The sequence below is a fragment of the Pseudoalteromonas maricaloris genome, from assembly GCF_024746855.1.
In the GTDB taxonomy this organism is placed as follows: domain Bacteria; phylum Pseudomonadota; class Gammaproteobacteria; order Enterobacterales; family Alteromonadaceae; genus Pseudoalteromonas; species Pseudoalteromonas maricaloris.
Genome location: NZ_CP024625.1, coordinates 202,877 through 215,562, shown reverse-complemented (window position 1 = coordinate 215,562; position 12,686 = coordinate 202,877). Strand labels below are relative to the sequence as shown.

The following is a 12,686-nucleotide window of genomic DNA, read 5'->3' as shown; positions in this document are numbered from 1 at the left end:
TTATCCTATTGAGTATTATGCAGTTTGTGATGAGGTAAGTAGATTAGCGATATGCTCACGCAACGCGCGTTTGTCGATCTTTCCAACTTTCGTTTTTGGTAGTGACGCAATAAATTCAAAGCGGTCAGGATACTTGTAATCAGCGAGCCCACGACCTCGAACAAAGCGATTGAGCATTGCCCTTGTGAGTGGTTGGTCAAGCTCTTCTCGCGGCACGACAAATGCGCATATACGCTCACCCAGCAGAGGATCTGGCATTGCAACAACTGCACAATCATGAACCGCAGGATGTGCCAATACTTGGTTCTCGACTTCTTCTGCTGCGACCTTTTCGCCACCTTTATTGATTTGATCCTTATCGCGGCCCTCAACAATTATGTCGCCCGATGCAGTTTGTTTAACCACATCACCACTACAGTAAAAACCATCTTCAGTAAATGCAGCTAAGTTATGAAGTTCAGCGTTTAAATAACCACGAAATGTATAAGGTCCTTTAGTCGTTAATAACCCAGCCTCTCCTTGAGGTACTGGTTGATTATTCTCGTCGACGATACGGATTTCGTCAGCTGCACTCATTGGTCGACCTTGTGTATGATGTCGCGTCCATTCGTCATCATCGAGACGGGTATAGTTGACAAGCCCTTCCGCCATGCCAAATACCTGCTGCAACGTCACAACAAGCTCTTTTTCCATTCTGGCAGCGAGGGTGGCACTGAGCTTAGCTCCACCGACTTGGAGCACAGTCAACGAGCTTAGGTCATAGTGTTGTCGCTCTCGAGAATCGAGCCACAACGAAACCGCAGGGGGAACCAAAGCGGCCCAATTTGGTTTATGGGCCTCGATCAGCCTAAAACAGCTGCTTGGTGAGGGATCTGGAGCACAGATCACTGTACCACCAGCGTAAAACACTCCCAATGCGCCGGGTGAACTAAGCGGAAAATTGTGTGCGGCAGGTAGAGCGCAAAGGTATCGCGTTTGTTTATTCCATTGACACACTTCGACACTTTGGCGAACACTATAGTAATAATCATTGTGGGTACGAGGGATCAACTTAGGTGTACCTGTGCTTCCCCCCGACAATTGAAAGAATGCCACATTGTCCGCTTGATGCTTACGAAAAGGCAGAGAATCAAAATGCTCAAAGCATGCAGAAGCATGCAGCTTTTCACCAAGCTCTTTCGCCCAAGTACTTTGACCACGCAGCAGCACATACTGTAGCTGTGGTGTACACGCTTTTAACTGTTCAAAGAATTGACTATCACCAAACAGAGAATGCTTTGTGTCCGCAATAATCAACTTTGGCTGCAGAGCAGCTGCGTAATGTGTTAACTCGACTTGGTTATGATTCATCAAAGCATTAACAGGTAACACCGCCAGCTTTTGTAAAGCAAAAAATACCACATAGAATTCGTAACAATTAGGCAATTGCACAATCGCGGTGTCACCGGCACAAAGTCCTTGCGCAGCCAAATAACTCGCCAGTCTCGTCGCCTCTTTTTCCAAGCATGCATAGGACTTCTCGATATCGTTATCGATAACGGCAATTTGAGTCGGATTTTCTTGTACTTGACGCTCTAAGATCTGACTTAACTCTTCATCTATCCAATATCCAAGATTGCGATATCGCTCTGCATCCTCAACAGGCCAACTAACACAACTTTTTAACATAAATACAACCTTATGAAATTTCCTATGTGGGTTATTTCGTTATGCAAAATCCATTCGGCGTTTAGAAAAAATAATGAAATTAAAAATATCACTTAATTATCAAGATATTAAAAACAAACACCGAGAGCTAATTTGCCACTAGCCCCCTAATGACGATTGCCCCTAAGATTAATTTAGAAAAATTTAAAATAATTCTCATAACTGTTCATATTTTTACCTGCGCACCTTTTAATGACACAAACGTTACAAACAAGTAAATTAAAATTCGATTTAGCTATTGACAAAAACCCGATAAAAAACTTAGGATCTAATTGAGAATTATTTTCATTATTAATCGTAGAGGGATAAAATGGCAGCAGTGTTGCGCTCAGATAATACGGTAGATGTTCGTCGTTGGGCCGATATAATTGAAGTACAAAGGGAGAAATTGACTGCATATTTAACCTCAATTCTTCACTGCCAATACCTCGCAGAAGACGCTTTACAGGAAACGTATATTCGTCTGTCAAAAATGCCTGATGAACAAGAGCAAGCCATTAGCAATCATGTGGCTTACTGCTATCAAACAGCAAGAAATATCGCAATTGATATGGTAAGGAAAAAATCAAAGGAAAGCTGGGTTAGCTTAGACAGCGCACTGCCAGGACAATACACTGACAAGCAAGTCAGTGCTGAAGAAACCTTAATTGAGCAAAATCTAGATGGTCGTATGATGCAAGCGGTAAGCTCTCTATCAAAACGCCACCAGAACATTCTAAGCCTGTATAAACGTGGTGATTACAAGCAGAAGGATATTGCCAAGATATGTGCAATTTCACCGACGTTAGTGAATTTTATAATTCAAGAAGTGATTGTTACGTGTCAAACCGTATTAGCACACTAAGTATCTAAACCAGCTTGAACGCGTAATTTGGCAGCAATAAAATCAGGGTGAGCAACATAAAACAGCCCGGCTATTTTCCGAATGATATGGTCTTCATGGCTGTCGAGTACACCATCTGCATAAGCAACGTGCCACAATAGCTCAATGACCTCGATGCGCTCAATGTCGCTAGTGTGATTATTCACTTGCTTGGCAAAAGAATACATATCTACCGCCTGTTCCACCAATTGCTGTGCTTGCGTTATCAGTGCACTCACTTGTGGTTCAGGCAATTCACAACGTGTTTTGAGTAGCTCCGCAATTTTATCGAACTCCGACTGTTGTAGTTTGCCGTCCGCTCGCATCACTTCAACCAGTAATGCAGCAAGCGCGGTATTAAAGTCGATTTCTTGTTTCGGTGACGACTCCTGCAAGCTTTGAAATAGTTTTTTAAGTTGGTTAAGCAAGTGGCTAATCTCCCATGTGATATACTGTAAATGTAGCAGACTAAAAGGACAGTTATGCGTAAGTTATCATTGAGACTAAATTCATTAAAGCTAAGTTCCCTAGTCGTAGGTGCAACACTGCTCTCGGCATGCCAATATACACCGGTTCCACGAGGCGAACCTGAAAAGCTCTATGACTTTGACCACAAAGTACATTATGAGCAAACCACCTATAACGATGACCACTTTCGACTGGCAATTAAGCCAGATAGTTATGCGCATTTTAGGCAACAAAGCGTATTTTTGCTGCGCCATGCCAAACGCTTATGCCAAGGCAGTAACCCACAATTGACATTACTCGGTGGCGTCCAAGGCTTTGATAAGATGCCCCTAGAACCAAGACCTTACCAGAATGACTTAACAGTAGACGTAAAGTGTGTGGCCAAATAGCCACACATTTTTGTTAGCGCTATAAATCTTTTTCAGTAACCCGCTCTGGGTTTAGTCTTTATACCAGTTGTATTAAGTAAATGATCTATTTTGAAGCGGGGAAATAGTTTTAGTAGCTAGGCAAAAATTTTGCTATTTAGTTATTCTAAATGAGAAATTTTTAACGAAGCTAATATGCTATTTCACCCTTCAAATTGATTAGAGAATTAATTCAATTGGTATCGTATCCCCAAGGTGCTGCTGGTGCGGTTACCGGTTTTGTTAAATCAAAGTCCACTCGGAACTCTCGCCCTTCACGCACTAAACGATAGGTAAACTGCTCTGGATAGATATACATCTGCCATGTATTTCCGACTGACTGTGGGATCCCTTGCTGGACAAATAACTGTTTTGAGTATTCATCAGCAGGGAACGACTGCACGCTATTAAATCCCGCATCTAGGGTATGACCACCATACATAGTAGAAACATCGTCACTGCCATCTTCATGGCGGTGATCGTGCTTTAAGCTCAAACCACTCCCTGTTTTGGTGATGATCCAAGTTCTTGAAGCATCTTTTCCTACATGAAATGGGACTTGAAGTTCAGCGTCGCCACATTTACGAACGTGCATCACAAGACGCGCATCGCTAAAGCTGCTTGGACCTTGATTATCCACCGTTACTTTGCCTTCGTAGGCTTTACCACAGTGCGCTTTAATAGCGTCAAAAAATGCATCGTGGCTTGGGATGGAAACCAGCGGGGCAGGACGCGCGGAGGCTGCGCAGCTCAAGGTTGCGAGTAGCGCTAAAGTTAATTTTTTCATTGGAGACACCTAAAACAAATAAAGCCAGAGCTTAATCAGCTTCTGGCTTGGTGGCAAAATTATTCGACCAAATTTAGTAAACCGCTATTATTGCCAAGGTCTTGTCGTAGCAAGCTGCTGCTCAAAGGCATCAATTTGGGCATTTAATAATTCGGTCTCACCGATAAAGTCAAGGCCACTCAAGAGGCGTGCTTTGATGTCTTCTCGCACCTCAAAGTCAATTGGTGCAATACCCGCTCCGCTTATCTGCTGCGCTTCTAGGTCAATACTCAAATGCACTTGTGATTGTTGCTCACATGCATCGAAGAGCGTATCTAACGTGCTGGCTGATAACGCAATGCAAAGCATTTGGTTATTACCACAATTGTTAAAAAAGATATCGGCAAAGCTCTCGGCTAAGATCACGGTAAAACCATATTGTTTTAGTGCCCAAGGAGCATGCTCACGAGACGAGCCACAACCAAAGTTGTCACGCGTTAACAAGATTGACGCGCCCTGATATTGTCGATAGTTAAGCACAAAGTTCGGATCTGGCTGGCCATCTTCAAGATAGCGCCAATCATAAAACAGCGCTTTATCAAATCCATCGCGGCTGGTTGAAGTTAAAAACTGCTTGGGAATAATTTGGTCTGTATCAACATTGTTTTTGTCTAGTGGCGCAACTAGGCCCTGATGAAACACGCTCATGACGCCTCTCCTCGAATATCAGTAAAGTGACCTGCAATTGCCGCTGCGGCAGCCATTGCTGGACTCACCAAATGCGTACGACCACCTCGCCCTTGGCGCCCTTCAAAGTTCCGGTTTGAGGTCGATGCACAGCGTTTTTCTGCGCCAAGACGATCATCGTTCATCGCCAAGCACATAGAGCAGCCCGGTTCACGCCACTCAAACCCGGCAGCTTTGAAAATATCGGCTAAGCCCTCTTGTTCGGCTTGCTGCTTTACTAATCCAGATCCCGGGACGATTAGCGCTTCAACGCCTGCCGCTACGTGCTTGCCCGCCACCACTTGTGCCGCGGCACGCAAATCTTCAATACGGCTATTGGTGCAAGAGCCAATAAATACGGTGTCGACTTTGGCATCGCTTAGCCTTTGCCCTGCTGTGAGGCCCATATATTTCAGCGCGCTGCGCATCGCATCCGCTTTGACTAAATTAGGTTCATCGTCAGGGTTTGGTACTAAGTCATTAATACCAATGACTTGCTCTGGACTGGTTCCCCAAGTTACTTGAGGTTGCACACTATCAGCATCCAGCTCCACGACACGATCAAATACAGCATCCGGGTCGCTATGCAAGGTTTTCCAGTAGTGCACCGCAGCATCAAAGTCTTCGCCTTGAGGTGCAAATGGGCGACCACGTAAATACGCAAAAGTTTTCTCGTCAGGTGCGATCAAGCCAGCTTTCGCCCCCATTTCAATACTCATATTACAGAGCGTCATCCGCGCTTCCATCGACAGCGCTTCGATCCCCGTCCCGCAAAACTCAGCCACATAGCCAGTACCACCAGCTGTGCCTAATTGCCCAATCACAGCGAGGATCAAGTCTTTTGCAGTCACGGTCGGACGCAAAACGCCATTCACCTGAATTTTTAACGATTTGGCTTTTTTCTGCTGTAATGTTTGCGTGGCCAGCACATGTTCAACCTCTGATGTACCAATACCGTGAGCCAGCGCACCAAATGCACCATGCGTTGAGGTATGGCTATCGCCACATACAATCGTTGTACCTGGCAAAGTGATCCCTTGCTCAGGTCCCATTACGTGCACTATACCTTGGTTAATTGAATTCAAATCGTAGAGTACAATGCCGAACTCTTCACAATTTTGTGCCAACGCTTGTAGCTGGTTTTTGCTCACCTCACTGGCAGCATCAATCGAACGGCTCTTGGTCGAGACATTATGATCCATTGTCGCAAAGGTTTTTTCTGGACACCTTACCGGACGATTCTGCTCTCTTAAGCCCGCAAATGCCTGCGGTGAAGTGACCTCGTGTACTAGATGACGGTCAATGTACAAGAGATCGGTTTGCTCGTTTAATTTAGCAACCACATGGGATTGCCAAATTTTATCGTATAATGTTTTTGCCACTTGCTCTTACCTTTATTAAACCCTGTCGACGATCGCTTGCGCGACATCCATAGTAGTAAATCCTGCTTGAGGATAGATATCCGGTGTACCTACACCATCTTTCACCGCCTCTGCTACTGCCTTTTCAATTGCGCGTGCCGCTTCGTCTTGCCCCAATGAATAACGTAGCATCAGCGCGGCACTTAAGATTTGTGCGATTGGGTTTGCCACTCCTTTACCGGCGATATCTGGTGCTGAGCCGCCCGCTGGCTCATATAAGCCAAAGCCCGATTGATTTAGACTTGCCGATGGTAATAACCCCATGGAACCCGTGATCATTGCACATTCATCAGAAAGGATGTCACCGAACAGGTTGTCGCACAGTAGCACATCAAACTGGCTTGGTTGTTTTACCAACTGCATCGCAGCGTTGTCGATATAGATGTGATCAAGCGCCACATCTGGGTATTCTTTCGCGACTTCATTGACCACCTCACGCCACAGTACACTGGTTGCCAGCACGTTGGCTTTGTCTACAGACGTCACATGATTGCTTCTAAGTCTCGCTGCATCAAAAGCAAAACGGGCGATGCGTTCGATTTCTTTGCGCGAATAGGTTTGCGTATCAAACGCCGACTCGCTTTCGCCCTCACCTTGGCGACCTTTTTCGCCAAAATAAATCCCGCCAGTAAGCTCACGGACGCATAAAATATCAAAACCTTGCTGGCTAATGTCACTGCGTAGTGGAGAGGCGGCGCTCAATGCGGGCAATAGCTGCGCAGGACGCAGATTACAAAATAGCTGAAAGTGCTTTCTAAGCGGTAATAAGGATGCCCGCTCTGGTTGCTCATTTGGTGGTAAGTGCTCCCACTTAGGCCCACCCACAGAGCCAAACAGAATCGCATCAGCGGCTTCACACGCGGCTAATGTCGCTGCGGGTAAGGCTTCGCCAAATTGGTCTATGGCCGCACCACCAATCGCTTGTGGTGATTTTTCTAAAGCAAAGTTGAACTTAGTCGCCACTTTATCCAATACCAGCTCAGCGGCTTGCATCACTTCTGGACCAATTCCATCTCCAGCTAGTACTGCGATTTTGTAGTTTGTTTGACTCATCCTGCTTTCCTTTGTTGTTTTAGGCTAGATACTTTTTGTGCTCTATCAATTAGGTTATATACTCGGATCATCGCTCTCACTGACGCTTCAACAATGTCGGCTGCAAGTCCCACACCGTGATATTGCTTACCATCAAACTTGGCAATAATATCGACTTGGCCCAGTGAGCTTGCCCCCTTACCCGTCGCATCAAGGTTATATTCCACCACTTCCACCGCCATGCCAGTAATACGCTCGATAGCTAAAAACGCCGCTTCTACAGGACCGTTGCCGGTTGCTGCTTCTTGCTTAAGCTCACCATTCAAGGCAATCCCCACAGTCGCGCTCGCGATGGATTGAGAGTTAGAAGATGCATTGACGAACTGTAATTGGTAGCGCTCGTCTTTATCTTTTATTTGGTTGAAATAAATCATCGCTTCAAGGTCATAGTCGTAAACCGTGCCCTTTTGATCGGCTAATGCTAAGAAGCTTTCATACAGGCTATCCATATCATAATCCGATTTCTGATAGCCAAGCTCGGTAAGACGATGCTCGATAACATGCCGGCCAGAGCGTGAAGTCATATTTAACTGATTACTCGGCACGCCAACGGTTTCTGGTGCCATGATTTCATAGGTGTTTTGTGCTTTTAAGACGCCGTCTTGGTGAATACCCGAGCTATGTGCAAAGGCACTTTCACCCACAATTGCCTTGTTTGGCTGCACCGGCATATTGCAGATTTTAGCAACTTGGCGCGACGCGCGATAAATCTCTTCGCTACGAATATCGGTGTGTACTTTTAGGTGGTCTTGGCGCATCTTCATGATCATCGCCACTTCTTCTAGTGAGCAATTACCTGCACGCTCACCAATACCATTGATGGTACATTCGATTTGTCTTGCACCGGCTTGTACCGCCGCGATTGAATTTGCCACCGCAAGTCCTAAATCATTGTGACAATGGACACTTAATCTGGCTTTGTCGATGTTAGGCACATTATTTCGAATATGGTAAATCATCGCTGCATACTCGTCTGGTGTGACATACCCTACGGTATCAGGCAAATTAATCGTAGATGCACCGGCATCAATCGCCGCTTCAACAATACGACACAGATCAGAGTGTGGCGTACGGCCGGCGTCTTCACATGAAAACTCAACATCATCAGTGTACTTTCTGGCTTGAGTAATGGCCTTAATCGCCATGTTAGTCGCATCATCTAGACTCATTCTTAACTTATGTTCTAGGTGCAGAGGGCTGGTTGCGATAAAGGTGTGAATGCGGCGCTGTTCAGCGCCTTTAAGGGCTTCACCACACGCGTCGATATCTTTACTAACCGCACGCGCAAGGCCACAAATCGCCGGACCTTTTACCTCGGCAGCAATGCGTTGTACCGCACGAAAATCAGCCGGACTTGATACTGGAAAACCCACTTCCATAACATCCACATTGAGACGACTAATGGTATGCGCCAGCTGTATTTTATCTTCTTCTGTTAAGCTGGCTTTTAACGCCTGCTCACCGTCCCTTAATGTTGTATCGAAAATCCAGACTTTATCTTGCATACCCTTATCCTCAGCCAAAAAAAACCCCGCAAGTGCGGGGTGTCTACAGTAAATGTCGCTCAATTCGCGCAATTACACCCCACCCCTCTGGTTTACCAGTAGGAGGTTAAGAAGGAGTGAAATACGCGCAGTCATTTTCATTGAGCTAAGTGTTCCTGTTGATGAATTGGTTATGTTTTAACATGCTTTAAAAGCGACAATCAAGCATAAATTATCCCAAAAACAGAGTTCAAACCTCGACTTATTGGAAACTTAAATCACAATAACGCCAGTTTTAGAAAATATATTTCAAGATCAGAAGTGAACACAGATAGGATATGAAGTGAGCAGGGTTATTTTGAATTTTAATTACCAATAAAAAAATAGCCAATTTAGGCTATTTTTTTATTGGTTCTGGATGTTTTGCATAACCAGAGGCACCTTTTGCGATATACCGCAACTGCCACTTCAAACGCTCGGTCAGTTCAGCGCGCTGTGGGGGATCTTGATCCAAAGCCTCAGCACCAGAGCTAAATACTAAGGTGACCATTGCTTCAGCTTGCATGTGGGCGTGATGGGTATCTACTCCCGTTTCTGTTTCAAGGTAATGAGCAAGCTCTAAGATAAAATGTTTGATTTCTCTAGCAACGGCGGCACGAAACGCAGGCGAAGTACCCGAACGTTCACGCAGTAATAAACGAAACTGGTTGCTCGACTGCTCAATAAATTCCATGAAGGTGTGCACAGAAGTATTGATCACGCTACCACCTTTAGCGATGCGACGTCTTGCTTGGCGCATTAATTGTCGCAAGGTTAAACCCGCTTCATCTACCATAGTCAGCCCGAGCTCGTTCATATCCTTAAAATGACGATAAAACGAAGTAGGTGCGATACCCGCCTCTCGTGCGACTTCACGCAGGCTTAAATTCGAGAAACTATGCTCAGCACTTAGTTGATTAAATGCCGCTTCGATAAGCGCTTGACGGGTCTTCTGTTTTTGTTGGGCGCGTACACCAGCCATGGACTTTCCCCAATTCGCTTCGAAAAATAAGAACAATAAACCGCAGTCTAAACCTTGACGCAGCAAGAATGAAATACTATTTTAGCGTACAGTTGTACGCTGAAACTAGATTTTGAGATTAATTGATGAAAAAACCACCCATTTTATGGACCAATGTGCTGTTCTTTAGCTTATCGTTTTTAGCTGCGATCACTTTGGTGCCTTGGTATGGCTTTGAATACGGCTATACCACCAGCCATTGGGTAGCTTTTGTTGCCTGTATGTTTTACGCCGGTCTGTCGATCACCGCAGGGTATCACCGTTTATGGGCGCATAAAGCCTATGACGCCCATCCTGTGATTCAAGTTATTTTTGCGTTGGGTGGCGCATTCGCGTTACAAAACAGTATATTACATTGGAGTAGCGATCACCGCGTACACCACGGCCAAGTCGACGACCCAGTAAAAGATCCGTACGCCGCAACACGAGGCTTCTGGTATAGCCATATCGGTTGGATGCTGAGAGATTATCAAGGCGAGGCTTACGGTGATTATAATAACGCCAGAGACTTACAACGTAACCCTATCGTGATGTGGCAACACAAGCACTATATGAAATTGGTGTTACTTACGAATATCGGCATCCCGTTAGTGCTAGGCTTACTACTCGGTAATGTGTTTGGCATGTTGTTACTTGCGGGCGTACTCAGACTCGTACTCAGTCAACATTTTACTTTCTTTATCAATTCACTGGCGCACATTTGGGGTAGTCGTCCTTACACCGAAAAAAATACCGCGCGAGACAATGGTTTGCTAGCTCTTTTCACTTACGGTGAAGGCTACCATAACTTTCATCATATTTTTGCCAGCGACTACCGTAATGGCATTCGCTGGTATCACTATGACCCAACTAAATGGCTGATCCGTACTTTTGCAGCACTAGGCCTTGCCAGTAAGCTAAAACGCACTCCGGTTGAACGCATTGAAAAAGCCAAGGCGGAGACCTTGTTGAATAAGACTAAAGTCAGTCTCGCAAAATTGCCTTTGGCGCAAGATAAGCTTACATTGTTACAACAAGAGTATGATTTACTTCTTAAAAAGCTTCAAAACTACTGTACTGTGCAAAAGCAGGTACTCGAAGCGAAGAAAGAGGCAGTACTTGCACAGTGCGAACATTCCGCACTGATGCAACAATATAAAGAGCTAGAACAAGCTTGGGAAAGCCAAAAACAAGCTTGGATTGCACTAAATTCGAGGCTACTGAAAACGGCATAATGTTCAGCGGCCTCAATAACTAAAGGGGTGAGGCCGTGAGCAAAAAAGCTGCAGAAAAAACCGAAACTGTTCCACAATCCTATCAATACGATGCCATTATTATAGGCACCGGACCTGGCGGCGAAGGCGCCGCCATGAACCTCTCTAAAAGTGGTAAAAAAGTCGCGGTTATCGAACGCCAGCATGCGGTTGGCGGTGGCTGCGTTCACTGGGGCACCATTCCCTCAAAAGCGCTTCGTCATTCTGTCAGTCGTTTAATTGAGTATAAAGCGAATCCACTTTATCGTTTTACTGAGCGCCCGCAGCGCCATACCTTTCAAGATATTTTGCACCATGCCAGTGATGTGATCTCAAAACAGTCAACATTGCGTTCTAGCTTTTATGGTCGTAACCGCATTCACTTATTTCAAGGCGATGCCAGCTTTGTTGACGCGCATACAGTACAAGTCATTCACCAAGATGGTTCGCAAGAGCTACTCACCGCTAAAACCATTGTAATAGCCACAGGCTCGCGCCCATACCGCCCACCAGGCGTTGATTTTAACCACCCTCGCGTCTACGACAGCGACACTATTTTAAGCCTTGAGCATAATCCTCAGCGCGTATTGATATACGGCGCGGGGGTCATAGGCTGTGAATATGCCTCAATCTTTAAAGGACTGGGCGCAAAGGTAGACCTCATCAACACCCGCGACCGCTTATTGGCCTTTATGGATGCCGAGATCTCTGACGCACTCAGTTACCATTTTTGGAATAATGGTATTGTTATTCGCCATAACGAAGAGTTTGCGAAAGTAGAGACTCATGACAAAGGGGTTATTGTGCATCTACAGTCTGGCAAGAAAGTACGTGCTGACTGTATTTTATGGGCCAATGGCCGCTCGGGTAATACCGAAACACTCAACCTCGCTAGCGTAGGTCTAAAGGCTGATAGCCGCGGCCAGCTTAAAGTCAACGAACACTACCAAACTGAAGTGGATAATATTTTCGCTGTAGGAGATGTGATTGGCTATCCCAGCCTAGCCAGTGCAGCGTTCGATCAAGGGCGTATTGCGGCCAATGCAATTGTGCATGGTGCCTGTGATGATCGTTTGATCACTGACATCCCTACCGGCATTTATACCATTCCAGAAATGAGCTCTGTTGGTAAAACTGAGCAAGAACTCACCGCTGCGCGCATTCCCTATGAAGTGGGCCGTGCCCAGTTTAAACATTTGGCTCGTGCACAGATCACAGGCACTGAAGTCGGCAGCTTGAAAATTTTGTTCCATGCAGAAACCAAAGAGATATTAGGTATTCACTGCTTTGGTGAACGTGCATCCGAGATCATCCATATCGGCCAAGCCATTATGGAACAAAAAGGAACGGGTAATAATATCGAGTACTTTATCAATACTACCTTTAACTACCCAACAATGGCCGAAGCCTATCGCGTTGCAGCCTTAAACGGCATTAATCGTCTACTGGACTAACGTATCG

12 protein-coding genes are annotated in these 12,686 nt (G+C 45.5%); 4 read left to right on the top strand and 8 right to left on the bottom strand.

Features of this window, described 5'->3' with window-relative positions:
• Nucleotides 1–15: 15 nt before the first annotated feature.
• The gene (locus tag CTT31_RS00750; protein ID WP_045989422.1) at nucleotides 16–1,668 is read right to left on the bottom strand and encodes a (2,3-dihydroxybenzoyl)adenylate synthase; all 1,653 of its coding nucleotides are present in this window, start codon (nucleotides 1,666–1,668) and stop codon (nucleotides 16–18) included.
• Nucleotides 1,669–2,017: 349 nt separating this feature from the next.
• Here CTT31_RS00750 and CTT31_RS00745 point away from each other — a divergent pair, with 349 nt between their 5' ends.
• On the top strand, nucleotides 2,018–2,551 hold the full coding sequence (locus CTT31_RS00745; protein WP_211859009.1) for an RNA polymerase sigma factor: 534 nt from the start codon (nucleotides 2,018–2,020) through the stop codon (nucleotides 2,549–2,551).
• Here the strand turns inward: CTT31_RS00745 and CTT31_RS00740 are convergent.
• Nucleotides 2,548–2,997, bottom strand: coding sequence for a tellurite resistance TerB family protein (locus CTT31_RS00740; RefSeq protein ID WP_260491778.1), 450 nt, complete (start codon nucleotides 2,995–2,997; stop codon nucleotides 2,548–2,550). The two genes, CTT31_RS00745 and CTT31_RS00740, sit on opposite strands and share 4 nt — an antisense overlap.
• A gap of 54 nt (nucleotides 2,998–3,051) precedes the next feature.
• Here CTT31_RS00740 and CTT31_RS00735 point away from each other — a divergent pair, with 54 nt between their 5' ends.
• Nucleotides 3,052–3,426, top strand: a complete 375-nt coding sequence (locus CTT31_RS00735; RefSeq protein WP_039494777.1) for a hypothetical protein — start codon at nucleotides 3,052–3,054, stop codon at nucleotides 3,424–3,426.
• A gap of 211 nt (nucleotides 3,427–3,637) precedes the next feature.
• Here the strand turns inward: CTT31_RS00735 and CTT31_RS00730 are convergent, their stop codons facing one another.
• The 6 genes from CTT31_RS00730 to fabR form a co-directional block, all read right to left on the bottom strand.
• Nucleotides 3,638–4,231: a hypothetical protein gene (locus CTT31_RS00730; RefSeq protein ID WP_260491777.1), complete on the bottom strand. Its 594-nt coding sequence runs from the start codon at nucleotides 4,229–4,231 to the stop codon at nucleotides 3,638–3,640.
• Nucleotides 4,232–4,318: 87 nt separating this feature from the next.
• Nucleotides 4,319–4,918, bottom strand: a complete 600-nt coding sequence (leuD, locus tag CTT31_RS00725) for a 3-isopropylmalate dehydratase small subunit (RefSeq protein WP_260491776.1) — start codon at nucleotides 4,916–4,918, stop codon at nucleotides 4,319–4,321.
• Nucleotides 4,915–6,318, bottom strand: coding sequence for a 3-isopropylmalate dehydratase large subunit (leuC, locus tag CTT31_RS00720; RefSeq protein WP_260491775.1), 1,404 nt, complete (start codon nucleotides 6,316–6,318; stop codon nucleotides 4,915–4,917). The genes leuD and leuC overlap by 4 nt, the downstream gene beginning before the upstream one ends.
• Nucleotides 6,319–6,333: 15 nt before the next feature.
• A complete protein-coding gene (gene leuB, locus CTT31_RS00715) occupies nucleotides 6,334–7,410 on the bottom strand; it encodes a 3-isopropylmalate dehydrogenase (protein ID WP_045989497.1) in 1,077 nt (358 codons plus the stop codon).
• Entirely contained in the window at nucleotides 7,407–8,954 is a 1,548-nt protein-coding gene (gene leuA / locus CTT31_RS00710) for a 2-isopropylmalate synthase (RefSeq protein ID WP_260491774.1), read from the bottom strand. The genes leuB and leuA overlap by 4 nt, the downstream gene beginning before the upstream one ends.
• Nucleotides 8,955–9,330: 376 nt before the next feature.
• Nucleotides 9,331–9,954 (bottom strand): HTH-type transcriptional repressor FabR, encoded by a 624-nt coding sequence (fabR, locus tag CTT31_RS00705; RefSeq protein WP_010374371.1) that lies wholly within the window; start codon nucleotides 9,952–9,954, stop codon nucleotides 9,331–9,333.
• 125 nt (nucleotides 9,955–10,079) lie between these two features.
• Here fabR and CTT31_RS00700 point away from each other — a divergent pair, with 125 nt between their 5' ends.
• Both CTT31_RS00700 and sthA read left to right on the top strand, forming a co-directional pair.
• Nucleotides 10,080–11,207 carry an acyl-CoA desaturase gene (locus CTT31_RS00700; RefSeq protein WP_211859003.1) on the top strand — a complete coding sequence of 376 codons (1,128 nt, stop codon included), beginning with the start codon at nucleotides 10,080–10,082 and terminating at the stop codon, nucleotides 11,205–11,207.
• Nucleotides 11,208–11,242: 35 nt separating this feature from the next.
• Nucleotides 11,243–12,679: a Si-specific NAD(P)(+) transhydrogenase gene (gene sthA, locus CTT31_RS00695; protein ID WP_102055852.1), complete on the top strand. Its 1,437-nt coding sequence runs from the start codon at nucleotides 11,243–11,245 to the stop codon at nucleotides 12,677–12,679.
• Nucleotides 12,680–12,686 lie beyond the last annotated feature (7 nt).

Excerpts from the sequence above, each read along its gene's own strand:
- CTT31_RS00750 (WP_045989422.1), bottom strand. The coding sequence starts at position 1,668 with ATGTTAAAAAGTTGTGTTAGTTGGCCTGTTGAGGATGCAGAGCGATAT.
- CTT31_RS00745 (WP_211859009.1), top strand. The coding sequence starts at position 2,018 with ATGGCAGCAGTGTTGCGCTCAGATAATACGGTAGATGTTCGTCGTTGG.
- CTT31_RS00735 (WP_039494777.1), top strand. The coding sequence starts at position 3,052 with ATGCGTAAGTTATCATTGAGACTAAATTCATTAAAGCTAAGTTCCCTA.
- CTT31_RS00730 (WP_260491777.1), bottom strand. The coding sequence starts at position 4,231 with ATGAAAAAATTAACTTTAGCGCTACTCGCAACCTTGAGCTGCGCAGCC.
- leuD (WP_260491776.1), bottom strand. The coding sequence starts at position 4,918 with ATGAGCGTGTTTCATCAGGGCCTAGTTGCGCCACTAGACAAAAACAAT.
- leuB (WP_045989497.1), bottom strand. The coding sequence starts at position 7,410 with ATGAGTCAAACAAACTACAAAATCGCAGTACTAGCTGGAGATGGAATT.
- leuA (WP_260491774.1), bottom strand. The coding sequence starts at position 8,954 with ATGCAAGATAAAGTCTGGATTTTCGATACAACATTAAGGGACGGTGAG.
- fabR (WP_010374371.1), bottom strand. The coding sequence starts at position 9,954 with ATGGCTGGTGTACGCGCCCAACAAAAACAGAAGACCCGTCAAGCGCTT.
- CTT31_RS00700 (WP_211859003.1), top strand. The coding sequence starts at position 10,080 with ATGAAAAAACCACCCATTTTATGGACCAATGTGCTGTTCTTTAGCTTA.